Consider the following 25,687-nt stretch of genomic DNA (forward strand, 5'->3'; position numbering starts at 1 on the left):
CGCCTAATTTAAAAGCTAAGGTGTAATCGCGTTGAGTACGCTTACGGCTTGAGTTACTTGATGTTGTCATAAAGAAGTCCTCTTTATGTCAACGTATTTCAGGACGGGACAATAGGCATTAAAAAAGGAGGCTAATTAGCCTCCTTTTTGTTGGTTTAAATCTTACGGAGTGGATTACGCTGCGCGTTCCTGTGAAGTGGTAGAAACCACTTCTGGACGCAGTTCAGCTGGGTCAAAGTCATCAACGTTGATTGACTTCATACGACCGATTTCCGCTCTTTCTAGCAAGTTAACTTCATCGTCGCTCAGCACGCCTAGTGCTTTACCTTCAGCGGCAACTTTATCTAACCACATGAAGGGTAGACGTTTACCGCTCGCTTTACAGACTTTGTCATGCAGAGGCTCAGACGCGATGATGTCGAGCAGCGTTTGTTCTTGGATACCCACAGCATTATGCTCAGAGTTGGTCCAGAACTGGCCTTTACCTAAACGGTCACGGCTTTCACACGGTGTTTGCATGATCTTAGCGACTTTATGATCTAACACATCGCTTGGGCGTTTCAGTGGACGACCGAATGGGAACATCACCACGCGTAATGCGCCGCCAAGACCCATAGGGAAGTTATCCAGCAAATCGTCTAAAGAGGCTTGTAACTTGTACAGCGCATCTTCAACCGCCCATTGCACTAATGGTAAGTCGTCGGTTTGACGGCCTTCATCTTCATAGCGTTTCAGCGTGGCAGATGCCAGATACAGTTGGCTCAGTAGATCACCTAAACGGGCAGAGATACGCTCTTTACGTTTAAGGTTGCCGCCCAAGGTTGCCATGGCTAAGTCAGAGAGCAGGGCAAGGTTGGCACTGAAACGGTTCATCTGTTGATAATAACGCTTGGTTTTATCTGAATAAGGCGCGTTAGAGAAACGGCTTGATGTCAGGCCTAACCAGAAGCTACGGATGAAGTTACTGGTCGCGAAACCAATGTGACCAAAGATGGCCGCATCGAAGTTAGCTAAACCTTGACCCGATTCGGTATCAAACGCTGATTCCATTTCTGCAAGCACGTACGGATGGCAGCGAATTGCGCCTTGGCCGTAGATGATCATAGAACGGGTCAGAATGTTTGCGCCTTCAACGGTAATCGCGATAGGCGCAGCTTGGTAGCCACGGCCTAAATAGTTATTCGGACCAAGACACACGCCTTTACCGCCGTGAATATCCATGGCATCGATAACGCATTTCTGCATTCTGTCTGTCAGGTGATATTTCACAATCGCAGAGATAACCGATGGCTTTTCACCTAAGTCAATACCTGTAGTGGTCAACGTGGTTACCGCATCCATCAGATAAGCGTTACCGCCGATGCGTGCCATTGGCTCTTCGATACCTTCAAGCTTGCCGATAGGCAACTTGAACTGACGACGGATGCGAGCATAAGCACCTGTTGCCAGTGCCGCGGTTTTCACGCCGCCAGCTGAGTTTGATGGCAGTGTGATACCACGACCCACTGATAAACATTCCACTAGCATGCGCCAGCCTTGACCTGCCATTTTCGGGCCGCCAATGATGAAGCTTAATGGCACGAATACTTCGTTGCCGTGAGTTGGACCGTTTTGGAACATACAGTTGAGCGGGAAGTGACGACGACCGGTTTCAACTCCTTCCATATCGGTAGGGATCAAAGCACAGGTAATGCCGAGTTCTTCTTTATCGCCAAGTAGATGCTCTGGATCGCGTAGTTTGAAGGCTAAGCCTAATACTGTCGCGACAGGGGCTAAAGTGATGTAACGCTTGTTCCAGGTCAGTTTCATACCCAGAACTTCTTCACCTTCCCATTGGCCTTTAGACACGATACCAAAGTCAGGAATAGAGCCTGCGTCGCTACCGGCTTCTGGGCTGGTCAGTGCGAAACAAGGTACTTCTAACCCTTTGGCTAAACGCGGTAAATAATGGTTTTGTTGCTCTGGCGTACCGTAATGTTGCAGCAGCTCTCCAGGGCCTAAAGAGTTAGGTACACCAACAGTTGATGCCAACTCACTGCTCAAACCTGCGAGTTTTTGTAACACGCGCGATTGGGCATAAGCTGAATATTCTAAACCGCCGTATTTTTTCTTAATGATCATGGCGAAGAAGCCATTATCTTTCAGATATTGCCATACGTCGGCAGGCAGATCGGCAAGTTGATGTGACACTTGGTGTTGATTCACCATGCGGCACACTTCTTCAACAGGGCCATCCAGGAAGGCCTGTTCGTCTGCACTTAAACGCGCAACTGGGTAGTTATGTAGTTTTTTCCAGTTAGGGTTACCCGCAAACAGATCGGCTTCCCACCAAGTGGTGCCTGCTTCAATCGCTTCTTTCTCTGTTGAAGACATTTCCGGCATGATGCCGCGATATACCTTCATCAGTGGACGACTGATCACATTTTGTCTAAATGCACTGATATTTAACGGCAAGGCTACCACAAGGAAAACGATCCAAGAGATAGGGCCGACAACATCGAGTGTCCATCCTGCTGTCATCACAACAGCGGCTGCAATAGTGGCAGTGAGCAAAGATACCCGAAGGTAAGCTAGGGCTCCTAGCACTAAGATCATGGCGATGATCCAAAGTAGGGTAGTCACTGTAATTCTCCTTAAATATGACCGAGTGCCAACCACAGGTCATTGAGTGTTTTGTTGATTGCGATCACAATTATAGTTTGTGGTCAGACCTGTGTCGCATAAAAGTTAAACCTAAGACAATTTTAATACAAGTATTTTTCAAACAATTGTTTAAATTATTTGTCAGCTTTGATCATTCCACAAATGTCATCAACTAGTTACAATGCCAACAAGTGGATTTTTGATTGATGATGGGCGAGAAATATGTGCGAGTTACTGGCGATGAGCGCCAATGTGCCAACCGATATTGTGTTTAGTTTTACGGGATTAGCACAACGTGGAGGCGTAACAGGTCCTCACGTGGACGGCTGGGGTATTACGTTTTACGAGGGCAAAGGCAGCCGTACTTTTAAAGATGCTTGCCCGAGTAGCGAATCGCATATTGCAAAATTGATCAAATCCTACCCGATTAAAAGTGAAGTGGTGATAAGCCATATTCGCCAAGCGAATCGCGGTTGTGTGTCTTTAGAGAATACTCATCCTTTTACCCGCGAATTATGGGGACGTTATTGGACCTATGCCCACAATGGCCAATTGACGGACTATCTGCCTAAGTTCAACGTCTCGCGCTATCAACCCGTGGGCGATACTGACAGCGAACTCGCTTTCTGCTGGATTTTGGAACAAGTTGCCCAGAAGTTTGGCGGCACTAAACCTGAAGATATGTTGGCTGTGTTCCATTATGTCGCAACGTTGGCCGAGCAAATCCGTGCCTTAGGTGTGTTCAACATGATATTGAGCGATGGCGAGCATTTGATGAGCTATTGCAGTAACAATTTATGTTACATCACTCGCCGCGCGCCTTTTGGCAAAGCGAAACTTATCGATACCGATGTGGTGATTGATTTTGATAAGGAAACCACGGCCCACGATGTCGTGACTGTGATTGCGACTCGTCCATTGACTGAGAACGAACAGTGGCATGTCATGCAGCCCGGCAACTGGAAGTTGTTTAGATTAGGCGAGCTGTTAATCGATCTTTGATGTTATCCAATAGTGCTAACACCAGCGCTAAAAAATGGGTGCGAGCAGATTTGCGGCTGATTTTGCTTTGTTCAGGTCACTTTTCAAAAAGATTGAGTCAGTATCTAACGCATCTTTTAGCAATCAAGGATTAGTGATAGGCCATTAGCAACGAACTTGTTGCAATGAACTGTTCGCTATGAACTATTAGCTATGAGCGTTAACCGAACTTAGAGGCTGGCCCTAGGTTCGGTTAAATATTAGCTCGGTTAGATATTCATTCGGTTTGGTTTTATCGGTGTGAGTTCAGCTAAGGCTGAGTATCATTGAGCTAAGTTGATTTCCTTAACTTAACTCAATGCTTTGCCAGTTAACCTTCCGTCGTACCGAGCAGTTTTGGTACTTGCGGTTGCTCAGCAATATCTGCCGGCTTGCTTTCTTGGCTCACAACTTCATCGAAGTGATACTTTAGCAACTTAATATCCAGCTGCTTACTGCCTTTTTCAAAATGTGTTAACCGCACGGGCAGGTAGGCTAAGTCTGGCGCCATCCAGAAGAAGGTTTGGCGTTTTTTATTGTCACGCACCACTTCAATTTTGACTGTGTCGTAACTACCACTGTCGATGTTCATCCGTTCTCTGCCAATCACATGGAACTTGTATTCATCCAGTTCGTTATCTTTGACCATCTTGTAGTCAAGCGCTTCTTTGCCCGCGGCCATATCGAGCCTGAATTGCAATTGCACCATTAATGGATCGAAAATCTCGCCTTCATAGGGGAATTTACCTTTCTCGTCTTTATAACGGGTATGAATAAAGCCCTGCGCTTTGGCGAACGCGGTTTGCTCTGTGTAATTCGGGCCGACACCTTGGCGCTGCTGTAAGTAACGCAAAGGGCTGAGTTGACTATTTTCTTGAGTAAATTCACTCAAGATGTGGCGCACATCGGTTAACAATAACAGGCTAAGGTCGCTGTCAAAACGATACTTATAAACCCCATCTTCTGGATTGGGCAGCGTGTATTTGGCTTTACCGAGTTCGATATCCCCATAGTTGACTTGGTATTCAGCCGTCTGCGGTGTGAGCGGCGTCGGCGCGGCTATGGCAAACATACTTTGGGTGAGGGCAGTTAAGCTCACTAAAAATGTCGGAATGGTACGCAAAGAATGCTCCTTGGGTCGCAGGTTTTCACCTTGTATCACTACAAAACGCTCAGTAGTGGTTGATAAAAAAGTGTCGAGTAGCATGCTTACTTACACAGTTCAGGGTAAATCAGTTCAGCGTAAATCAAAAATCGGAATCGACGGTTAGCAGGTTATAGCCGAGGCCGACACTTCTGTAAATAGCCATGTAAACAGTTTATGGATCAGTATATTAAACTAAAATGGCATTGCCATGACTAAAGTGACCAGATCGGGACGCCACTGGTACTCAGACAAACTAACTTTGCCGCAGTTCACTGTTATCCCTTCGATTCTTAATAATTCCATCTGTTCCTGAAAGGAGACTGAATTTTTCTCGAAGGAGATTTTACCCTGACTATTGAGTACTCTGTGCCAAGGCAGAGACAAATGCTCGGGTGCGGATTTGAGTGCCTTGGACACATAACGTGCTCGCCCCGGTAATCCCGCATAATCGGCAATTTTGCCATAACTGCTGATTTTTCCCTGCGGGATCATCGCGACGATATGCCAGATTTTCGCCATGGGAGACAAGTCAACCGCTTGCGGCTGGTGACTCGCTAAATCCTGTTCATCTTGTTTATCTTTTTCAAGATAGCGATACAGCGGCGATTTGTCTTTTGGAAACGATGCCATCGAATAGTTGGCCCTCAGCTAAATGTGTGTTCATGCTCAGAGAATCACGCTTAAAAGGTACACTGTAAAAATCTTACGCGACGAGGTTGGGTTAGTGTAACGGCAAAGTCTGGTTTAGCGGAAGAAGTGAGGGCATTAAGCACTCAATGGATTATGCATTACTCGATATTTTTTATCGACTATCTCGATTGCTAACAAAATATTTAAACTGTTTTTAGCTTTAATATTGTGTAAATGGTCAAATAGTCCATAATAGCGCCAATTTTTTTGACTCGATGAGAGAAGATAACTGGCATGGCTGTACTCGATATTCTAACAATTCCCGATGAGCGCCTTAAACGTAAAGCGCAACCTGTAAAAGATATTGAAGCTGTTCAGGGATTTATCGATGATTTAATCGAAACCATGTATCACACGGACGATGGTATCGGTTTAGCGGCAACGCAAGTCGGCAGTACGGATGCGATTATCGTGATCGATTTATCTGACGGTCGCGACCAACCTCAAGTGCTGATCAATCCTGAAATCGTCGAAAAGTCTGGCGAGTTTGTGGGTGAAGAAGGGTGTCTGTCGATCCCCGGTTATCGCGCTAAAGTGTCACGTTTTGAGAAGGTCAAAGTGACCGCCTTAGACAGAACGGGCAAGGCTATCGAAATCGAAACCGATGAGTTTTTAGCCATAGTATTGCAGCATGAAATCGACCATTTACATGGCAAAGTGTTTATCGAACATTTATCCATGTTAAAACAACAAATTGCGCTTAAAAAAGTGCGTAAATACGCTTAAGCCTATTCATAAACGCGTGCACAAAAAAGTGTATGAGCGTGTGTGACACTACCTGACTAGCCGCATTTTATGATGCGGCTTTTTTGTATCTAAAATTGGTATGTAAAACCTGAGTTTGAATGTCTTTGACTTGATATGTGAACATAACAACTTGTTTTAACTGTAATGAGTGGATAAGGTAGCCAGCAATATCCGCTAGCAATAAATTCAGTAGCATCATTAGCGGCAGTGTATGGATACGGTAGGGAAACAGATGAAACTCAAGATCATAACCAGCGGCATAATCTCACTCGCAATGCTTTCACTCAGTGGCTGCAGCGCGTTTTTTAACGGTAATACCACAGATAAAAAGGCGGTATCGAGTAGCTTAGTCGAATACTTATATCCAGATGAGAAGAGCCGCCAAGCCCAGCAGCCATCCTTACCTGTACTGCGTTTGCCAATTACCGTCGGCATTGCTTTTTTACCTTCATCCCATTGGCAAGCTGATGCCATAGACAGTCGCACCCAAGTCGCTTTGCTCAACAAGGTGAAACAATCCTTTATTAAATACGATTATATCGATCGTATTGAAATCATTCCGAGCACCTATCTTAAAAATGGTAAAGGTTTTAATACCTTGCAGCAAGTTGCCCGCCTGCATGACGTCGATGTGATGGCGCTGGTATCTTACGATCAACTGATGCAAAGCCACGAGAACAAATCCGCCATCCTTTATTGGACTATCGTTGGCATGTATTTAATCCCTGGCAATGAGAATGCAATCCAAACCTTTGTTGATACCGCAGTGTTCGATATGCGCAGCCAAAAGATGTTATTTAGGGCACCGGGCATAAATCAGTTAACTGAAAGTTCAACCGCTGTTGGCGTGACAACAACTTTAAGGGAGAAATCCTATGAGGGTTTTGATCTTGCGGTGAACGATATGATAGTAAATTTAGATGATGAACTCGCCCGCTTTAAAACTCGGGTTAAAGAAGAGCAGGTTGCCACTATTGAACATAAACAAGGTTACAGCGGCGGTGGCAGCTTATCGCTATTGATACTTTCACTCCTGGGGATTTTTACGCTGCGCCGTTTAACGATTTGCCGTGAATAAAAAAATTAAGCGCCAATTAAGATCGTTAAGGATGAGCAAATTGAGGTTTGCTTTGAATCAAGACGTGAGCAAAAAGTATATAAAGTTGAGCACAGGCTCTGGTTATCAACTTACTTGTAGTTAACGTTTTGATTTTATTTTTAAAGTGGTTTACAGAGGCTGCGGTATTGCGTCGGACACCACTTACGCGTGCGCGATACATTAGGCGTTTAACAAGGAGAAAAATTAAATGGATTTAAATTCACTATTACTGTTTGCAGTTGCTTGCCTTGCTATCAATCTTATCCCTGGACCCGATGTTATCTACATTGTATCTAACACAATGAAAGGGAAAATGATCAGTGGGCTTAAAGCTGCGATGGGTTTAGGTGTGGGTTATTTTGTTCACACGCTTGCTGCTAGCTTGGGATTATCTGCCATCATTCTCAGCTCAGCGTTGGCTTTTAGTATTGTGAAGTGGTTGGGCGCCGCGTATCTAGTGTATTTAGGCATTCAAGCGTTAATATCAATGTGGCGTGGCAACAATAAAATTGTGGTCGATGACAATAGCAAACCAAACGGCAACGTATTTTTCCAAGGCATTGTCGTTAGTGTACTTAACCCTAAAGTCGCTTTATTTTTCCTCTCTTTTTTGCCGCAGTTTATTGACCCGTTAGCAGGTTCAACGTCAATTCAGCTGTTAACCCTTGGTCTTATTTTCAGTTTGTTAGCGACCCTGTGTAACGTCCTCTATGCGTCGGCAGGAAGTTGGGTATTTAGTCGGCCCAATTCCCAGCGTTATTCCAGAGCCTTAGAGGGGATATCAGGGGTGTTGCTTATTGGCTTGGCCAGTAAAGTCATGACCAGTGATAGATAGTGGAATCAGGTTAGGCCGCTAAGAGCTGGGACAGGGCTCAAATAAGCGGATCTGAGTTGATGAAAGACCCCGAAAGCAAGTTCCAGTGATGATAGAACGCAAACCGAAAGTGGATGTTGTTTGCGTTTTATCATCACTGGCCAGATTTAGGGTTACAGCTTGAGACTATTGAGCCGCGTTTCGTGCTTCAGTAAGCCAACCGTTCCATTTATCTTGGTTCTTGGCAATCCATCCATCAACGTGGTGTTGAATATCTTGCTTACTCTTTTCACCGTCGTTCATACGCGTGTTCTGCTCGTTGATATCGGCGAGCGGTAGTGTGAATACCTCAAAAAACTTCCTCGCGGCGGGATTTTGTTTAGCGAATTTTTTGTTGGCAACGATCTGGATGTCAGAAGCGACAAACCCCAGTTTTATCGGATCGGAAACCGCGCCTTCGAGTCCCTTTACCGTCATCCGATCAACGGCAGCACTCTGGGCTTTTGTTGGTTTGATTTCAGGCACGTTTATCCACACAACGTCCTTGCCTGGCTTCATTTTAAAAATGGTCCAGTTGGGCGCCCAAGTATAGAAAAATATCGGGCCACCATTTTTATAACCCGCCATAGCGGATGCCATCCCGGCAGCATAGGCCGCTTTCACTGGATTAATCGAATCTTTCAGACCGTAAACATCCATATGGTGAGTGATGATTTTTTCGCATCCCCAACCAGGAGGACATGCAGTCAAATCCGCTTTACCATCTCCATTAGTATCAAATGCTTGTTTGACTTCAGGGCGTTTAAAATCTGCAAGAGAGGTTATATTGTATTTATCGGCTTCTTTTTTAGAGATTAAATATCCGCCTAATCCACCTGCTTTAATAACATAACCAATCTTTTCAGCTTTCTCGTCGAAATTACTCGGTAGCTGATCGTTATGCATTGGAAACCAACCATTGGCCCAATAGTCAATGTCACCGAGTGTGACGGTTTTATAAAAGATGGGATTGACCAATGTCTTAGGCTTTTCGACATCATACCCAAGCGTTTCAAGACCGCGTCGAACAAGTGCTTCCTGAAAAAAACCTGTGTCCCATGTCGCCCGAGCGGGTTTAACGGTTATGCCTTCCCCTGGCTTGAGAGTATCTGCAAGCGCTGCGGATCCCGTCACTGTCATTGCAGCTAACGCTGCACCCAGTATTACTTTTTTAAGTCTCATTTTACGTCCTTATTTTTTTTGGTCGCCATTGATTGGGTGATCCTATCGAGAATGATGGCTAATAAAACAATCGCTAGACCGCCCACCGTGGCCAAACCAATATCAAGTGTATTTAAGCCCAGAACGACAGGTGCCCCGAGGCCACCCGCGCCGATCATTGCAGCGATGACCACCATGGAGAGCGACATCATGATGGTCTGATTCAGGCCCGCCATGATGGTCGGTAAAGCAAGGGGGATCTGAACTTTAAGTAAAACCTGCGAGCTTGTTGCCCCAAAGGCGAGCGCAGCCTCGACTAACTCTGGGTGTACCTGCCTGATCCCGAGACTGGTTAATCTCACCAAGGGTGGCAGGGCAAAAATGATGGTTGCCAGCACACCGGCGGTATTGCCAATAGAAAAAAGCATCACAATTGGGACCAAATAGACAAAGGCTGGCGTCGTCTGCATCGCGTCCAAAATGGGTCGTAGAACGTTGTTAACACGATCACTGCGTCCAGCCCATATCCCAAATGGCACACCAACAAGGGTGCAGAACACCACGGATGAAAAGACCATGGCGAGGGTTATCATGGTTTCTGACCAGAAACCGAGCAGACCGATGAGCACCAATGATAACAGCGTAAAGATGGCCAGTTTTAAACCTGACACTCGCCAAGCAATGGCGCCAAACAGGGCAATAACAAGCAGAGGGGAGGTTGCCAGTAGACCGTCTGACACACCAGACAGAATAAAGTCGACGGGCCATTTGATCAGTTGGAAAAACCATCGATAGCCTTCAACCAACCAGTTAACTATATTGGTGATCCACACATCTAAAGGAATCACTCTTTCATCAAAACTGAACATGATATAAAACTCCTGAAGTGAGTATTCTAAGATGCTGACTGCTCAAAATAGGTCCCCTTTTCCGCACGGTTTAAGGTACGAAGAAACAGATTTTTAGAAACAACGCCGCGATATCTACTTTCTGAGTTTACAACTGGAATAGGCCAAGCATGGGAGGCGACCAAGGGTAAGATATCCTGAAGACTATCTGTTTCTTGAACTGATTTAGCGTCTGTCAGAAAAGCATGCTCAAGTTTGCTGGCACCATTTCCTTGGTCAACAGCGTCGTGCAGGGAGTCTGAAGAGACCACACCTAAAAAGCGGTGTTCTGAGTCAAGTACATAGGCAAATTCGCGATCTTTAATGCTTAACATTTCTAGGGTGGCGCGTGGGCTACCGGCTTTAGTATGCCAAACGACCGTTGGCTGACTGTCGCGGGCAATATCCCCAGCGGAGATAACACCGGTTGGATCCACACCACGGAAAAATGCGCGTACATAATCATCTGCGGGATTTTGCAGGATTTCTTCCGGCGTCCCCACCTGAATTACTCTGCCGCCCTGCATAATGGCAATTCGGTCGCCAATACGTAATGCTTCGTCTAAATCATGGGAGATAAAAATGATGGTGCGTTCATGACGATCTTGCAGTTTCAGCAGTTCATCTTGCATCTCTGTCTTGATAAGCGGATCAAGCGCCGAAAATGCCTCATCCATGAGCAAGATATCAGGATCAACCGCTAAGCCTCGCGCTAATCCAACTCGCTGCTGCATACCGCCACTTAACTCATTGGGATAGGCCTTCTCCAAACCTTCGAGTCCAACTTGTTTTAAAGCATCTAGGGCTCGTTCTTCACGCTGTTTTTTATCCATGCCATCGAGTTCGAGGCCAAATGCGGCATTCTCTAACACTGTTTGATGGGGCATAAGCGCGAAGGATTGAAACACCATACTGGTTTTACTTCTGCGAAACCTGACCAGTTCATCCTTATTCATGTTGAGGATATTTTGGCCATCGACTAATACCTCTCCCGACGTGGGTTCAATGAGCCTGTTTAACATTCTTACTAAGGTTGATTTTCCTGAGCCGGATAGCCCCATAACGACAAAAATCTCACCTTTATTTACGGTAAAGCTGGCACCTTGTACGGCAACTGTCAGCCCTGTCTGTTCGTAAATTTCCTCTTTGCTTTTCCCTTGCTCCAGTAACTTCACCCCCTTGCGAGGCTCAGCACCAAAAACCTTATACAGGTTTTTTATCACTATTTTTTCCATAACATTTTCCATGACGCTCTTTTACGCCGTTCTGCTTTTTTGCACTAACGCTACATAAAAAACACATGAATAAATTCTGCTCGATTAAACATTGAATGATGAACTCACAGAGTTCATAAAAAATGCACAGCACGAGTAGTCTCTTTCTACACTAGTGTCTTACAGGCCTATCTGTCAACGAATCCACGCAATTAAGTAGAATGTAAATTATTGAAAATAAAAATATTTATTTATTTTCTTCGTGCGTTAACATTTTTTTAATGACTCAGTTGGCGGCTAAAACCTTGAAAGGCTGAACGATTCCAACAACGAAAAAAAACGTAGAAAACTGAAAGTCATCCAAGAAAAAGAAAAAGCGGGTGCAAACACAAAAACAGCGACAATTGCTCAGTAATCTGTGTTAGGAAGCCATGTAAGGCGTGTGGTGGACTGCGCCAACAACCGTGGAAAAATTCACTATGACACTCATTCACTATAACAATAGAGGTCGAGTGATCGAGTGATCGAGTGATTGGGACATACTTATAGGTGTCTGAACATGAATGTCATGACAAGCCTGCGTAGTTAGATTTATCGCTGAGATCTCGTGTGAACATTTAAACAGGAACGACATTTATCTAGTGGTTGTCAGTACCTAAAAGCGGACTGACGTTAAACGACTACGTCTATTCGCCTTGTTTGAACCTAAACTAGAAGTGCGTTATGTCATTGTTAATATTGATCTCAACATTGACCTCAGAAAAAATCTCAAAAAAGACCTCAAAAAATTTTCCACAGCGATGAACTCCATAGCTATGAACTCCACAGTTTTAGACATTACCGATTGTCTTTCTCTATGGCGAATGACTTGAGGTCTGGTGTCAGTGTGATTCTGGTCTCAGTGTGATAGGGTGGATTTAGCTGCGAACTCGACGCATAGGTATTTGGCAGCGCATCAATTGCATTAATATCTGCATAAATATCACTCTCATGTTCTATAGCGCACCGACAGCAATACTGCTTTTTGCATACGATGATTCGTATATCGCATCCTCTGTTAAAAAATCAAGCATGTGAAGGAGACAGTACTTATGTTACGCACCGTTAAACATATGGAAGACTACGTAATCAGTGCTACAGATGGCAATATTGGGCATGTCAAAGATGTCTATTTTGATGACGAAACTTGGTGTGTTCGCTATCTCGTTGTTGATACAGGCACTTGGCTTTCCAGTCGAAAAGTATTGATTTCGCCCATCTCGATAGGCCAAGCAAACTGGGCGGACAAGCAATTACCCGTCTCGATCACAAAAGCGCAAGTCGAGAACAGCCCCGACATTAACACTCAAATTCCCGTCTCTCGCCAGCAAGAAATCCGCTTACTTAAGTACTACGGCTATCCATATTATTGGGGCGGTTATGGGATATGGGGCGACAGTGTGTACCCGAATTTGATGTTAACGGGATACGTCGACTTGGTTTCGCGGCCCAATGACGAAGATCCACAAGCGGTTAAGGCGGTTAAAGCCGAGCAGCACCAAGATGACGATACACATCTGCGTAGCTGTCAGGCGGTAATCGACTACCGCATTCATGCTAGCGACGGTGACATTGGCCATATAGAGGACTTGCTTATCGATGAAGAGACGTGGGCCATTCGATACCTGATAGTGAATACCAGTAACTGGTGGCTAGGTCATCAAGTGCTCATTCCTGCAGATTGGATTGAAGATGTGAGTTGGCCGGATGCCAAAGCGTCAGTCAACCTGACACGACAGGCAGTGAAAGACGCTCCGCCATATAACCCATTGATGGCAGTGGATCGTAAGACTGAAATATCTATCTACAACCATTATGGTCGTCCCGGTTATTGGCTGGATGAAGAGCAACATGAAACCGCAAAATCACACCCAGCACCGCGTAAGAGCGAGTGGTGACAATATTAAGAGGTGATCGATGGTAGCCGAATCTATGTCTACATCTACAAAATCAGCCACAGAATCGAAAAGTGTCGCAATTTTTGGTGGTGGTATTGCTGGACTAACGGCAGCCCATGAATTTGCAAAACTTGGCTATCAAGTCAAGATATTCGAGGCGAATGCGGATGCGGGCGGTTTTTTTAGAAGTGCCAGAAGGAAAGAGGATCAGGGCATGCCTTCTGAATACTCTTGGCATGGAATGGGCCCTTGGTATAACAATTTTTTCGAACTCATCAAGGAAATCCCCTTTGATGAGCACTCCAGCCTCTATGACAATATTCTTTCACGGCCTGTGGTATTCGGCTTAGCGCCTAACTCAGGTTCGGCTCATTTTGGTGACTCTCACTCCGGCAATGTCGATGTGGAAAACCTGTTTAGTATGACGACCAAAGAAAAATGGCTTTGGTGTTGGCTAATGGGAAAAGCATGGTGTTCAAATACCCGAAGTAGCCAAAAGTACAGCAACATCAATGCGAAAGAAGCTTGGCGACCTTATTTAGCCGCTTCGACACTGAGCACCTGGAGTTCCACTTTTGGCCCTTGGGTAGGTTCCGACTGGTGTCATGTTTCTTTCCATCATGTGGCGCATTTTTTCCGTAAGCAATTAGTCACTAAGTATTCGTATCATCATCAAGCAGACAGTGAAGGCGGGCCGTGGGAACACAAGGCTCGTATGGGATGGTTGCTGCTTAACGGACCCAGCAGTGAAGTTTGGTTTGATAAATGGGTCGATGATCTGAAGAAAAAGCAGGTCGAGTTTCATTGGCAGACCCCACTTCATCGTTTGTGTTTTGAAAATAACATTATCACAGCGGCAGAGCTCGCCAATGGCGAAACCGTTCAGGCCGATATCTATGTCCTCGCACTCAATCCCTTTTCTGCGGCTGATATTCTAGACAGAACCCCGCTGCTTCAAAATAAACCGCAACTCAATCTTTTTAAACCCTTGGTACAACAGGGGTCGCATACCCAAGTGTCCTTCAGAATTGGCTTCAAAGAAAAAATGTCTTGGCCACGAAAACGATGCGCGCTGGTTATTTCAGACTCCGCCTTTAACCTGACACTGTTTGCTCAGGAACAAGCGTGTGGAGAGTCGAGTCCTCTGGGGGACGATATTCAATCACTGTGGACTGTCACCGGGTGTGTTTCAAAAGTCCCAGGCCCAGTCCATGGCCTTTGTTTGGAACAATGCACTGAGGAACAATTTCTGGATGAAGTGTTATTTCAATTAAAACAGAGTCATGCCCTCGATGAATTGGTCAAAAAGGCTAACGGCGGTAAAAGCTGGCAAGATTTCTCTATTGTAAATATCACAGTTTGGCATGAATGGGCGTTTTCTCCTGAAGGCATAACATCGGCGCAGCCCAAATGGGTGAACTCGACCCACACCCAACAATATCTACCACAGCAAAAGACGACCATACCCAACCTAGTTCTTGCAGGCGCTCACACCCAAACGACGGCGGATGTGTGGAGCATTGAGGCGGCGGTCGAGAGTGGCAAGCTGGCGGTAAAGGTTTTTGAGCCGCAACTTAAGGTCATTCCACAGTCGAACTTTCTGGTGTTGACCATCCTTGGGAAAATTGATGATGTGCTTTATTACTGCAAACTTCCTAACGTGTTGGATGTTGGTTTGGCAGTCATTGTTATTTTGTCGGTGAGCGCCATTGCCTTTGGGATTGCCGGATAAAGAGTGGCTGATATAAAACGCAAATAACGCAGGGCGTCTGCATGACTATAAGGATAATGCTGGCGGATAAGGTCGAAGTGAATTGCTCAACAGCGACTCCTGAGGTGGATTGCGACCATGGGCATCCTCTTTTATCTGGCAGGTTTTGTCTCGGGCAAGATAAACCGCACTTTGTAGGTGCAGGCTAGCTTGGTCATTAATATAGAAATTTTTTATCTAAACGTTGGAGCCAATTATGTCAAAAAACGTATCGGATCATTTAGTCGAAATGCTAGTAGACGCGGGTGTTAAGCGAGTTTATGCCGTGACTGGCGATAGTCTTAATCCGGTCAATGATGCTGTACGAAGGGATGGCAGATTGCAATGGATCCATGTCAGACATGAGGAAGCTGGCGCTTATGCGGCATCTATGGAAGCTGAGCTAAATGGTATAGGTTGTTGCATGGGTAGCAGTGGTCCTGGGCATGTTCATTTAGTCAATGGACTCTATGATGCCAATAGAGCTGAAAACCCCGTTATTGCGATTGCGTCAACTATTCATACTGAAAAAATGGGCTTGGACAACTTTCAAGAGACAAGACCCGAAGCGTTATTTCAAGATTGCTCAAAATATGTGTTTCTCGCCAATACCCCTAAACAAGCTGTCAATGGTTTACAAACGGCGATTCAGCATGCCATCAGCAAGAAAGGGGTCGCTGTGCTCGGGCTTCCCGGTGATGTGGCTTCAGCAAGTCTGGAATCTGTGCATACGGCGAATAAAAATTTCTATACCCAACCAAGAATAACCCCAAGCCATAAACAGCTTGAAGAATTGGCAAGCGTCATTAATGAACATGACAAAGTGAAGCTGTTTTGCGGCCATGGCTGTCGCTATGCCGTTGAAGAAGTGATGGCATTGGCCGAAAGGCTTAACGCCCCGTTGGGATATAGCTTTCGAGGAAAAATATTTTTTGAGCGTAAAGAAAATCCATATGCCGTTGGATTAAATGGGCTGTTAGGCAATAAATCCGGTTTTGAAGCCATGCATCAAGCCGATGTCCTGTTGATGCTGGGCACGGATTTTCCTTATAGTGAGTTCCTTCCCGAAAAATGCAAAATTATTCAAGTCGATACTAAACCTGAAAAATTAGGTCGTAGAGCTAAAGTGGATTTTGGCTATTGTGGTGATATTAAATCAACCCTTGAAGATCTCATGCCGTTAATCAATGCCAAAACATCCACGGATTTCCTCGACAAAACCCGTTCACTGCATCAAGAAATTGAAGCTATCTATGAGAGCTATGTAGAAGAAAAGGGCTCCGAAAAAAATATTCACCCAGAATATGTTGCCCATTTGGTGGATAAACTCGCCGATGACGATGCGATATTTACCGTTGATACAGGGATGAGCGCCGTGTGGGCCGCGCGTTATTTAAAGGCGGGAGCCAATCGTTATCTGACCGGTTCCTTTAATCATGGCTCGATGGCGAATGCCATGCCTATGGCGATGGGGGCTGGCTTATCACAACCAGACCGGCAAGTGATTGCGTTTTGTGGCGATGGCGGTATTTCAATGCTGCTCGGCGACTTAATGACCATTAGCCAATATCAAATTCCTGTCAAAATCATCATCTTTAATAATCGTTCGTTAGCTATGGTTAAGCTTGAAATGCGGGTCGAAGGTTATATGGATTGGCAGACGGATATGGTTAATCCTGATTTTATAAAATTGGCAGAGGTGTAGTGGTCAACTAAATTTGGCCACAGCTTTAGAATCTTCCCAAAATCTTCGCTCTGATTCATTTGGGCTCAATCCTGCATTGTAATGATGTGGCCTGACTTCACTGTAATAACCAATGATATAATCGGTCACATCTTGTTTAGCTTCAGTAAAACTTTTATAGCCTTGTATTGGGATCCATTCCGTTTTTAAACTCCTGAAAAACCGCTCCATTGGTGCATTATCCCAGCAGTTACCGCGACGACTCATGCTCTGGATTATTTGATATTTCCACAACCGTTGACAGTATTTCAGGCTAGTATAATGGCTGCCTTGATCTGAATGAAATATCGGTTTTTTTGGCTCTCCTCGTGATTCAAATGCCATTTCTAACGCCTTAACCGTTAACTCAGTATCAGGTGAAAATGACATCGCCCAACCGATCGCTTTTCTCGAAAATAAGTCCAGCACAACCGCTAAATAACACCAACGATTACCCGCCCAAATATACGTCACATCACCACACCAAACGGTGTTAGGTTCGACAACTGCAAATTGTCGTTTGAGTGCATTAGGGATAGTCACATGCTCATTTTCAGCCTTTTTATAGCGGTGTTTGAGGTGTTGGCAACTCACTAGTCCAAGCTTTTTCATTAACCGAGTAGCCCGATAACGACTTAACGCAAAGCCACGTTCAGAGGCGATAATAGCAATACTCCTCGCCCCTGCAGACTCCCGGCTTTCAGCATGTATTGCTTTGATTTCGCATTCTAAAAGCCGCTGCTCAGGTGTTGCCACAAGTTCACGGCTCACCCAATAGCGATAGATACTCCGGTTCACATTAAATACATGGCATAACACTGAAATAGGATATTTTTTGCTCTGATTGAGTTTCTCGATTATCGATAAGTGTTCAGCGAATCCAACATCAATAGAGCCGTAGCCTTTTTAAGATTTCTTTCTCGAGATTTATCCGCTCAATTTCACGTTTAAGTGCCCTGATTTCAATTTGTTCTGGTGTCATTGGTGAGGCTTTCGGAGCATGCCCTTGGCGCTCAACTTGAAGCTGTGTTACCCACTTACTGACCGTCGATTTACCCACGTTCATAGCTTTTGCCGCTGCTTCTTGGGTGTACCTTGATCAACGACTAATTGAGCTGTTTCAAGCTTAATGGCGGCGCTATATCGTGCACGTTTACTTTTATTCATGTTGTCACCTAAATAGGTTATGAGGGGAGCATAACATTTCTTATTAGATGGCCAAATTCAGTGTGCCACTACAAGGCGATGAACATTGCTGCATGGGAGGCGACGGAGTCCAAAGATGTGGAACTCGCACTGGTAAACGGATTCAAGCATAAGGGACCTGCGATAATCAATATTTTTACCGATCCCAATGCCTTGGCAATGCCACCCACCCTAAACTTCGAGCAAGTAAAAGGCTTTGCAGCATCGATGACAAAATTAATGGTCAATGGAAAATTTGCCGAAATCGTCGATACGACCAAGAACGATTTAAAATACTTACGGGAGTTATGATAAAACATCATGAAGCAAGCCATTCGATTCACCACAATTGTCCTGGTTATTTTTGTCGCCATCATCGGCATTATACTCTGGCCTTTAGCGGGTTTGATTATGCTGGTGGCTTCGCTCGTGCTGCTTGGATTGTATGATTTATTTCAAACAAAACACTCGATACTGAGAAACTTTCCTGTCATCGGTCATATGCGTTATCTATTAGAAATGATAGGCCCAGAGCTGCATCAATATTTCGTTGAGTCCGATACTGATGGCAAACCCATTAACAAGAATCATCGCAATTACATCTACGAGCGAGCCAAAGAGCAAAATCAAACACGCCCCTTTGGCACTCAGCTCGATGTATATGATGATAATTATAAATGGATGCAGCACAGCATCTATCCGGCGAAGAAAATGGACACTCCGCCAAGGGTTGTCATTGGTGGTAAAGATTGCCAACAACCTTACAGTGCCAGCCTGTTTAATATCTCAGCCATGAGTTTGGCGCTTTGAGCAAAAATGCCATTCAAGCCTTAAATTTGGGCGCTAAAGCAGGTAATTTTTTTCATGATACCGGCGAGGGCGGTATATCAGAATACCATTTACAAGGTGGCGATTTAGTGTGGGAAATCGGCACAGGGTATTTTGGTTGTCGCACAGAAAATGGCTGTTTCGATGCGGAAAAATTTAAACAAAAGGCCAATTGGGAGCAGGTGAAGATGATTGAAATCAAACTCTCACAAGGTGCAAAGCCCGGGCATGGAGGGGTACTTCCTGCAGCCAAAAATAATCAGGAAATTGCTGAAATAAGAGGTGTTCAACCCCATACCGATGTGCTTTCACCTCCCGGCCATTCCGCTTTTAGCGATGCAGAAGGGTTATTGCAGTTTGTTGAGCAATTGAGAGTGTTATCCAACGGAAAACCTGTCGGCTTCAAACTTGCCATAGGCAGTAAGCAAGAGTTTATTGAAATATGTGAAAAAATGCTCGAAACAGGTATCAAACCCGATTTCATCACTGTGGATGGTGCGGAAGGGGGAACGGGCGCAGCCCCCATCGATTTCTCAAACTATGTCGGTATGCCTTGGGAAGATGCACTGATTTTCGCCGTGGATACGCTCAATACCTACAAGCTTAAAAAAGACATAAAAGTGATTACGGCGACTAAGATATTTACCGCTTTTGATCTGTTTAAAGCCCTTTGTATTGGTGCTGATGTGTGTAATTCCGCTCGGGGTATGATGCTGGCTTTGGGTTGTGTTCAGTCCCTAAAATGCAACACCAATGAATGCCCGACAGGCGTCACCACAAATAACCCCACATTAGTGCGGGGCTTAGTGGTTGCAGAAAAGTGGAAAAGAGTCCGCAATTACCACCAACATATGTTGGACGATTTCTTGGCATTATTGGCCGCTTCGGGCTGTCATTCACTTGATGAAATGAATCGAAATTTAATTTACAGGAAAGTGGATAAGCAATGGCATTCCTATGCTGAAGTGGTAAAAACTCAGCGGATTTTATGAATTTTAACTGACTCTTACGGTTACAACTTCACAAAATACGGTAGCGCGATGAGGGCGATGCCGATGCAGACGAGTAAGATTAGGTTACTGACAAAATAAGGGTAGATCATCAGGGTTATCCCAACGACGAGGGGGATGGGGGGCGCCTTGGCGTTTGCCATAGGTGAAGAAACCAATGCCGAAGACACCAAATAGCATGCTCCAAATCAGTACCGCGGGATTATCTAGCACGCCTTGCTCCTTCTTATCTTCTGCATCGGCTTAAGTTTGTCGTAATAGCTCATCACATTAGCCCATCGCATTAGCGCTTAGTCACTGCTCATAATGAGCTCTTAAGCATAGTGAGTGTAATCCTAAAGCAGACTTTCGGCGATTAAGCTTTCTTCATATTGCGACTTCACACATGACTTGTACTGCTACTTGTATTGGCATTTGAACGGCAACTTGAGATTCGCACTTGATACAGTGACTTCGGATTTTGACCTCATAGCGGCGTTAAACACGCTTTTATATTTGCAGCTCGTTTGAGTTCCGATTGGGATTTTACACTTGGTAAAGCTCTAGGGGTAAACCGTCAGGATCGCTGAAAAAGGTGAATTGTTTACCTGTGTACTCATCAATACGAATGGCTTCGACTTCAATATTATGTGACTGCAAGTGTGCAACGGTTGCATCAATGGATTGTACCCGAAAGGCTAAATGCCTAAGCCCGCAAGCTTCGGGATAGCTCGGTCTTTGTGGCGGCTTGGTAAAAGAGAACAGCTCGATTTGACTTAAATCCGGCAGCTGTAGATCGAGTTTAAAGGAGCTGCGCTGCGCTCGATAATGTTCCGCCAGCGGCTTGAGCCCTAAAATAGTCACGTAGAAATGTTTGGATTTTTCATAGTCGCTGCAAATAATCGCCGCGTGGTGTATGCCGAGTAACATAGGTTTCCTAATATCGCGTTTAAGATATTGTCTTAGCAGTGCATCTAAGCGTTTATTCTTTTGTGCAGAGTAACTGTTCTTATTAGATTAAGCCCCATCATCCTAAGATGGCGGGTCTTATTTCGCAACGTGTTATCTCGTAAAAGCCGATCACATTATTTATCGAACGCATTCGACCTTTTTTATTATTCATCAGTCTGCTTATTCAGCCGCTTACTTATTTATCCGCTTGCTCATTCAGTTACTTACTCGCGGACCCACTTTTCCGCTCATCTGCTACAACGATGAGCGAGAGAATCGCCGACGACAGCGGGGCTAGGGTGAGCGCTATCTTGCCTTTGCCTTGTTCAAGCTGCAGCTGGCTTGTTTCATGATCTTCGAGTAAATCCTTAAGCGGATATACGCCGTCCTTTAATTGCCACTGATGGATGAGCTCTTTGGGGAGCTTGAGCTGTAAGGCTTTTGATTCGGTCTGACTGAAGTTACTGACCACAATCAACTTTTGAGTCTGCTTTGAGGTCGGAGATATCGCCTCGAAGCGGGCAAAGGCGAAGGTGCTGTCGTCATAGCCTGTTTCGTTTGCAGTGCTCTTTTGAGTACTCATACTTTGAGCGCTGTTATTTTCAATGATATGACTTTGAGTCGCATTCTTCTTGCTGCGATTCGCGGCATCGAGTGAATAATATTGGCCTAACAGTGCAGGCGCAGTTTGGCCTGTGCTTAGATTCAATAGCTTTTGATAGTAAGCCCGCAGCGATGTTTCCTGCGCCGTTGATTGTCCACCATCAAACTTGCCATTGTTCATCCAGCGCTGATGGGCGGGGACACCAACATAGTCAAAAATACTGGTGCGTGATGCGTGACCAAAGCCAGGATTGTCGATGGCGGCTTCTCCCACTTCTTGGCCAAAATACACTAACGTTGGTGAAGTGCCTATCGTTGCCGACACTACCATAGCGGGCAGGGCATAGTTTGGATTTACGGCTTGGGTCTCTAGGGAGCTATTCGTTGGTTTATTTGTTTGTAGCGATGCTAAAAATGATGCATTACCAATACGTTGCTCGTCGTGGTTCTCTAAAAAGTGCAGCATGTGGGATTCAATATCGTGCACTTTTGCCTGATCCGCCGCGATATTAGCTGTGCTGGTTTTACCCGCCATCACGGCTTTTAGGGTGTCGTAAAGATCGACCTTATCGTACAGATAATCCATTTTTCCAAGCTGGATATAATCTCGGTACAACTTAGGGTTATAGACCTCGGCCAAGATAAAGGCATCGGGATTAGTGTGTTTTATCTGGCTGTTGAGGTAACTCCAAAACTCCACTGGCACCATTTCGGCCATATCGTATCGAAACCCATCGACTCCTTTTGCAAGCCAATATTGGGCAATCTGATTGAATTTAATCCAAGAGCTTGGGAGCTCGGCTAAGTGTTGTTGCCAGAAAGCGTAATGCTGCGCCTCAGTAAAAGTGGCGAATTTGGCTGGCAGGCGAGGGAAGTCATAGGTGCCATCGGGGCGTACGCCGTAATTGATTTTAACTGTCTCGTACCAATCATTAGCATCGGGCTTGGCTAAGCGTGAGCCATTGCCGGTCCACTTTGCGGGAAATTCGTCGAATTTACCGTCACTTAAGGGGTGAGCTTCTCCGCCAAGCGGTTTAAGCTCTGCGGGTAAGCTTGGCATCTCAAAGGCATGCGCTTGTCCTTTCGTTCCCTTCACACTGTTATCAACGACGTAATAGAAGTTGTTGTTTTTGGCGTACTCCAGACTGGTATCATCATCTTCGCCAAAATCGCGCACGCCTTGGGGTTTACTGACCGATTGATAATGGCGCGCCACATGGTTTGGCACGATATCGATAATCACCTTTAAGCCGTGTTGATGGGTACGGGCAATCAGCGCTTCGAACTCGGCTAAACGGTTGGCAGGATTGACCGCCAGATCGGGATTGACGTTGTAGTAATCTTTGACTGCGTAGGGTGATCCAGCGCGGCCTTTGACCACATCGGGATCATCCGCGCTTACGCCAATCTCACTATAATCACCAATCAATGCATGGTGCGGAACGCCCGTGTACCACACATGGGTGACGCCTAGGTCCTTGATGCTATTGAGTGCAACATCGTCGATATCATTAAATTTGCCGACACCGTTGTCGGCAATCGTGCCCCAAGGTTTATTCGTCGGGTTTTTATTGCCATAAAGGCGAGTAAAAATCTGATATACCACAGGTTTTAGCGTCATAACCTCACTCTCAGACTTTGGCTGTAACTCATTATCAAGCACCTGCGCCGAGGTATTTGCATTGGCCGATAAGCAAAAAAGCGAAGCAGTTAATAAAGCTGCACTAGATAAAGAGGCATTAAACAAAGACTGTAGACATAAATTGAGTGATGAATGCCGCGACTGTCGGCGCTGCGGGGCTTTCGCTGCTTTGGACAGTAAAGCCATTATGGGAAATTTAGCCGCTTGTTGGCTCTGAGTCACTCTGGAATCGATAGGCGATAAAAAGCTCAAGACTGAGTTCCTTTTTGAGTTGAGTGTTTGGCTAAGTTATTAGCACTGTTGTTAGTTTGAGCGCGCGTTAAAGCGTTAGCTTGATTCCTAGAGCGCATTGAATCTTGGCTGCTCGGCAAGCCAGCATTCTGCGGCGACTTAGTCTTAGACTTAGAATTAGGCTTAAGCTCGAGGATAGTGACCCCTGCATGGGGCAATGTTATCGCTTGATTGAGTGAAACGGTTTTGCCACTGATGATGTCAGTAGCGGCGCCGCTATCGCCAAGTACACTGGCAAAGCGGTTTATATCTAGCGTGACTATCTTTTCATTTTTATTGTAAATCACCATGACTTTGTCGGCCGAGGGCTGAGTGCAGGCATTGTGTTGGGTTAGAGAAATGTTTTGTATTAGTGACTTAAGCGCCTCGGCTTTTTGTTCAGCTGATAATGGCACATTTAATACGCAGCGAAATTGCACATAGACGCCATCCTGCGGCACAAAGTGCAGTAAGTCGCCCGATTGTAGCGCAGGAGATTGTTTACGATAATTCAGTAGGGTTCGGACAAATTGCTGTGCTTGTCGCTGGGGTTCACTCAGCCCTTGGCCGGTAAAGGCGTTAGTGGCACTGTTGGCAAAACCGCCGGGGAAATCACTGCGCACAACGCCATCGTGACGGCCTTCTGTCGGGCTGGTCATTAACACTTCTGTACCGTAGAACAGCTGCGGAATGCGTTTGGCGGTCAGTACATAGGTGAGTGCCATCTTGTATAAGTCTATATTTTCTTTCACTAAACTGAAGATACGATTGGTGTCGTGATTGCCTTCAAATAGCACTAGTTGACTGGGATCGGCATACACAACATCGTTGGCTAACATCTCGTAAAGCTTGATAAAACCTGTGTCCCAAGTTTCTGGCTCATTGAGGCTGGCAATTAATTTTTCATATAGCGGGAAGTCCATCAAACTGGGTAAATCTGAGGTATAGCCATCGGCATTGATTTTGCCCTTTTGCCAATAGGACACTGTGATGGGGTTTGCGGTCCATTCTTCGCCCACAATATTAAAATTCGGGTACTCAGTCATTACGGCCTTAGACCATTTAGCGAGAAACCCTTTGTCGGCGTAGGAATAAGTATCTTCGCGGATCCCTGAAAGTCCTGCGTACTCGACCCACCAAATACTGTTTTGGATAAGATAGGTTGCCAGTTTGGGATTGCTTTGATTCAGATCCGGCATAGTGTCGGTAAACCAGCCATCGACAAAATCAATATGATCTTGCGCTGCCGCGTAGGGATCTTGCACTGTAGTGCGCCTATGGCTGGTGAAACGGGGGCTGGTAACGCTGGATTTAATAGCACTGGATTTAGTTTCGGCAGACTGAATCAAGTAAGTCTTGGATTCGCGATTATGTAGCTGCGTTTTTGTGGCGTCATTGAGCCAGTCTTGGCTAGGTAAATCGTTGAGCCACCAATGATTAGAGCCGATATGATTCACGACAACATCTTTAATTACCCCAAGACCAAGTTTGTTTGCCTTAGCGACTAAGGCTTTATAATCCTCGTTGCTGCCAAAGCGGGGATCGACGCGGTATAAATTGGTAATTGAGTAACCGTGGTATGAATACTGGGCTTGATTATTCTCAAGCAGTGGATTGATCCATAACTGAGTCACCCCGAGTTTTGCCAGATACGCTAAGTGCTGACTGATCCCGGCGATATCGCCGCCATGGCGAGCATCGGGATAATAGGGGGTGCTGGGATTGCTAAGATTGCTAGGAGAGTTAGCCGCAACTTGCTCTAGCATATCGACCTGATTGTCATTACTGGTGTCGCCATTGGCGAATCTATCCGGGGTGATAAGGTAAATCACATCCTTATTGCTAAACCCTTGGCGCTCACTACTGCCCTCAGCACGCGCTTGCAACGTATAGGGCAGGCGATAAAGAGGCGTGTTGGTTTTTGAAGCCGACTCAGTGCTTGAAATCACCAGCTCAAAGGTTTGCGGCGCAGCTTGGCTAAGATCTAAATTGATAAACAGATAATGCGGGTTATCAGTGTGTTCAAGGCTTTTTAGCGTGATGCCTTGTCCTTGGATATCAACCTTAAGCTGCTGCGGTAAGCTAGGGAAATCGCGGCTATACAGCATCAACTGTAACTCAGGATTGTGCATCCCCGCCCACCAAAAAGCGGGTTCAAGTTTAACGTCCGTCGATATCTTCGGCTCTAGAGTGTTCGCATGGACAGGATTAAATGAACAGTAAACTACGGATAAATAAAGCGCTATTAGCCAGTTTTGACGGATCATAATGTAAGCCTTTTAAAGATAGAGAAGTAAAATGCGCTGGCATGATGAAGTTTAACATCGCTGAAATCTACATAAGCAAAA

General features: G+C 45.4%; 19 protein-coding genes and 3 pseudogenes. 10 read left to right on the forward strand and 12 right to left on the reverse strand.

The genetic code is table 11. The annotated features are described in order from the left end of the window. Both KV201_RS20760 and fadE read right to left on the reverse strand, forming a co-directional pair. A pseudogene (locus KV201_RS20760) lies at nt 1-70 on the reverse strand (valyl-tRNA synthetase); the annotation flags it as partial. 104 nt (nt 71-174) lie between these two features. Next, nucleotides 175-2,622 (reverse strand): acyl-CoA dehydrogenase FadE, encoded by a 2,448-nt coding sequence (gene fadE / locus KV201_RS20765; protein WP_226060427.1) that lies wholly within the window; start codon nt 2,620-2,622, stop codon nt 175-177. Nucleotides 2,623-2,865: 243 nt separating this feature from the next. On the opposite strand from fadE, the gene KV201_RS20770 reads away from it, so the two are divergent. Further along, entirely contained in the window at nt 2,866-3,645 is a 780-nt protein-coding gene (locus KV201_RS20770) for a class II glutamine amidotransferase (protein WP_006081496.1), read from the forward strand. A 349-nt stretch (nt 3,646-3,994) separates the two neighbouring features. On the opposite strand, the gene KV201_RS20775 is transcribed toward KV201_RS20770, so the two are convergent. Continuing rightward, nucleotides 3,995-4,786 carry a DUF3108 domain-containing protein gene (locus KV201_RS20775; protein WP_086012652.1) on the reverse strand — a complete coding sequence of 264 codons (792 nt, stop codon included), beginning with the start codon at nt 4,784-4,786 and terminating at the stop codon, nt 3,995-3,997. Between the two features lie 216 nt (nt 4,787-5,002). Continuing rightward, nucleotides 5,003-5,440, reverse strand: a complete 438-nt coding sequence (locus tag KV201_RS20780; RefSeq protein WP_006087286.1) for an MGMT family protein — start codon at nt 5,438-5,440, stop codon at nt 5,003-5,005. Between the two features lie 294 nt (nt 5,441-5,734). On the opposite strand from KV201_RS20780, the gene def reads away from it, so the two are divergent. The 3 genes from def to KV201_RS20795 all read left to right on the forward strand — a co-directional run bounded on the left by def (nt 5,735) and on the right by KV201_RS20795 (nt 8,181). Then, nucleotides 5,735-6,226, forward strand: a complete 492-nt coding sequence (def, locus tag KV201_RS20785) for a peptide deformylase (RefSeq protein ID WP_006081499.1) — start codon at nt 5,735-5,737, stop codon at nt 6,224-6,226. Nucleotides 6,227-6,479: 253 nt separating this feature from the next. Then, nucleotides 6,480-7,325 (forward strand): rhombotarget lipoprotein, encoded by an 846-nt coding sequence (gene rhlP, locus KV201_RS20790; RefSeq protein WP_226060429.1) that lies wholly within the window; start codon nt 6,480-6,482, stop codon nt 7,323-7,325. A 229-nt stretch (nt 7,326-7,554) separates the two neighbouring features. Further along, nucleotides 7,555-8,181 (forward strand): LysE family translocator, encoded by a 627-nt coding sequence (locus KV201_RS20795; protein WP_011846875.1) that lies wholly within the window; start codon nt 7,555-7,557, stop codon nt 8,179-8,181. A 165-nt stretch (nt 8,182-8,346) separates the two neighbouring features. Here KV201_RS20795 and proX read toward each other — a convergent pair whose 3' ends face one another. The 3 genes from proX to proV are packed head-to-tail and all read right to left on the reverse strand — an operon-like array spanning nt 8,347 to nt 11,482. Then, nucleotides 8,347-9,381 carry a glycine betaine/L-proline ABC transporter substrate-binding protein ProX gene (gene proX / locus KV201_RS20800; protein ID WP_011846874.1) on the reverse strand — a complete coding sequence of 345 codons (1,035 nt, stop codon included), beginning with the start codon at nt 9,379-9,381 and terminating at the stop codon, nt 8,347-8,349. Further along, the gene (locus KV201_RS20805) at nt 9,378-10,229 is read right to left on the reverse strand and encodes a proline/glycine betaine ABC transporter permease (protein WP_006081503.1); all 852 of its coding nucleotides are present in this window, start codon (nt 10,227-10,229) and stop codon (nt 9,378-9,380) included. Before KV201_RS20805 ends, proX begins: the two co-directional genes overlap by 4 nt. A gap of 26 nt (nt 10,230-10,255) precedes the next feature. Next, nucleotides 10,256-11,482 carry a glycine betaine/L-proline ABC transporter ATP-binding protein ProV gene (gene proV / locus KV201_RS20810; protein ID WP_226060430.1) on the reverse strand — a complete coding sequence of 409 codons (1,227 nt, stop codon included), beginning with the start codon at nt 11,480-11,482 and terminating at the stop codon, nt 10,256-10,258. 1,070 nt (nt 11,483-12,552) lie between these two features. Between proV and KV201_RS20815 the strand changes: the two genes are divergently transcribed. The 3 genes from KV201_RS20815 (at nt 12,553) to KV201_RS20825 (ending at nt 16,853) form a co-directional block, all read left to right on the forward strand. Continuing rightward, a complete protein-coding gene (locus tag KV201_RS20815; protein WP_226060431.1) occupies nt 12,553-13,398 on the forward strand; it encodes a PRC-barrel domain-containing protein in 846 nt (281 codons plus the stop codon). Nucleotides 13,399-13,432: 34 nt separating this feature from the next. After that, nucleotides 13,433-15,130: an FAD-dependent oxidoreductase gene (locus KV201_RS20820; RefSeq protein WP_226060432.1), complete on the forward strand. Its 1,698-nt coding sequence runs from the start codon at nt 13,433-13,435 to the stop codon at nt 15,128-15,130. Nucleotides 15,131-15,365: 235 nt separating this feature from the next. Further along, nucleotides 15,366-16,853, forward strand: coding sequence for a thiamine pyrophosphate-dependent enzyme (locus KV201_RS20825; protein ID WP_226060434.1), 1,488 nt, complete (start codon nt 15,366-15,368; stop codon nt 16,851-16,853). 3 nt (nt 16,854-16,856) lie between these two features. On the opposite strand, the pseudogene KV201_RS20830 reads toward KV201_RS20825, so the two are convergent. Beyond that, nucleotides 16,857-18,038, reverse strand: a pseudogene (locus KV201_RS20830) (IS3 family transposase). Between the two features lie 60 nt (nt 18,039-18,098). Between KV201_RS20830 and KV201_RS20835 the strand changes: the two are divergent. From KV201_RS20835 to KV201_RS20845, 3 genes are read left to right on the forward strand one after another with little or no spacing between them, the layout of a single operon-like run. Further along, nucleotides 18,099-18,368, forward strand: coding sequence for a hypothetical protein (locus KV201_RS20835; RefSeq protein ID WP_226060436.1), 270 nt, complete (start codon nt 18,099-18,101; stop codon nt 18,366-18,368). A 9-nt stretch (nt 18,369-18,377) separates the two neighbouring features. Beyond that, on the forward strand, nt 18,378-18,866 hold the full coding sequence (locus KV201_RS20840) for a hypothetical protein (RefSeq protein WP_226060437.1): 489 nt from the start codon (nt 18,378-18,380) through the stop codon (nt 18,864-18,866). After that, the gene (locus KV201_RS20845) at nt 18,863-19,876 is read left to right on the forward strand and encodes an FMN-binding glutamate synthase family protein (protein WP_226060439.1); all 1,014 of its coding nucleotides are present in this window, start codon (nt 18,863-18,865) and stop codon (nt 19,874-19,876) included. The genes KV201_RS20840 and KV201_RS20845 overlap by 4 nt, the downstream gene beginning before the upstream one ends. Before the next feature lie 20 nt (nt 19,877-19,896). Here the strand turns inward: KV201_RS20845 and KV201_RS20850 are convergent. The 4 genes and pseudogenes from KV201_RS20850 to KV201_RS20865 all read right to left on the reverse strand — a co-directional run bounded on the left by KV201_RS20850 (nt 19,897) and on the right by KV201_RS20865 (nt 25,606). Beyond that, a pseudogene (locus KV201_RS20850) lies at nt 19,897-20,107 on the reverse strand (hypothetical protein). Nucleotides 20,108-20,419: 312 nt separating this feature from the next. Further along, on the reverse strand, nt 20,420-20,803 hold the full coding sequence (locus tag KV201_RS20855) for a VOC family protein (RefSeq protein WP_006081510.1): 384 nt from the start codon (nt 20,801-20,803) through the stop codon (nt 20,420-20,422). Nucleotides 20,804-21,044: 241 nt separating this feature from the next. Continuing rightward, complete coding sequence (locus KV201_RS20860) at nt 21,045-23,321, reverse strand: alpha-amylase family protein (protein ID WP_226060443.1); 2,277 nt, start codon at nt 23,319-23,321, stop codon at nt 21,045-21,047. Beyond that, entirely contained in the window at nt 23,318-25,606 is a 2,289-nt protein-coding gene (locus tag KV201_RS20865; RefSeq protein WP_226060444.1) for a glycoside hydrolase family 13 protein, read from the reverse strand. The genes KV201_RS20860 and KV201_RS20865 overlap by 4 nt, the downstream gene beginning before the upstream one ends. Nucleotides 25,607-25,687: the final 81 nt, after the last annotated feature.

It is taken from the genome of Shewanella sp. SR1 (assembly GCF_020447145.1).
Taxonomy (GTDB): Bacteria; Pseudomonadota; Gammaproteobacteria; order Enterobacterales; family Shewanellaceae; genus Shewanella; species Shewanella baltica.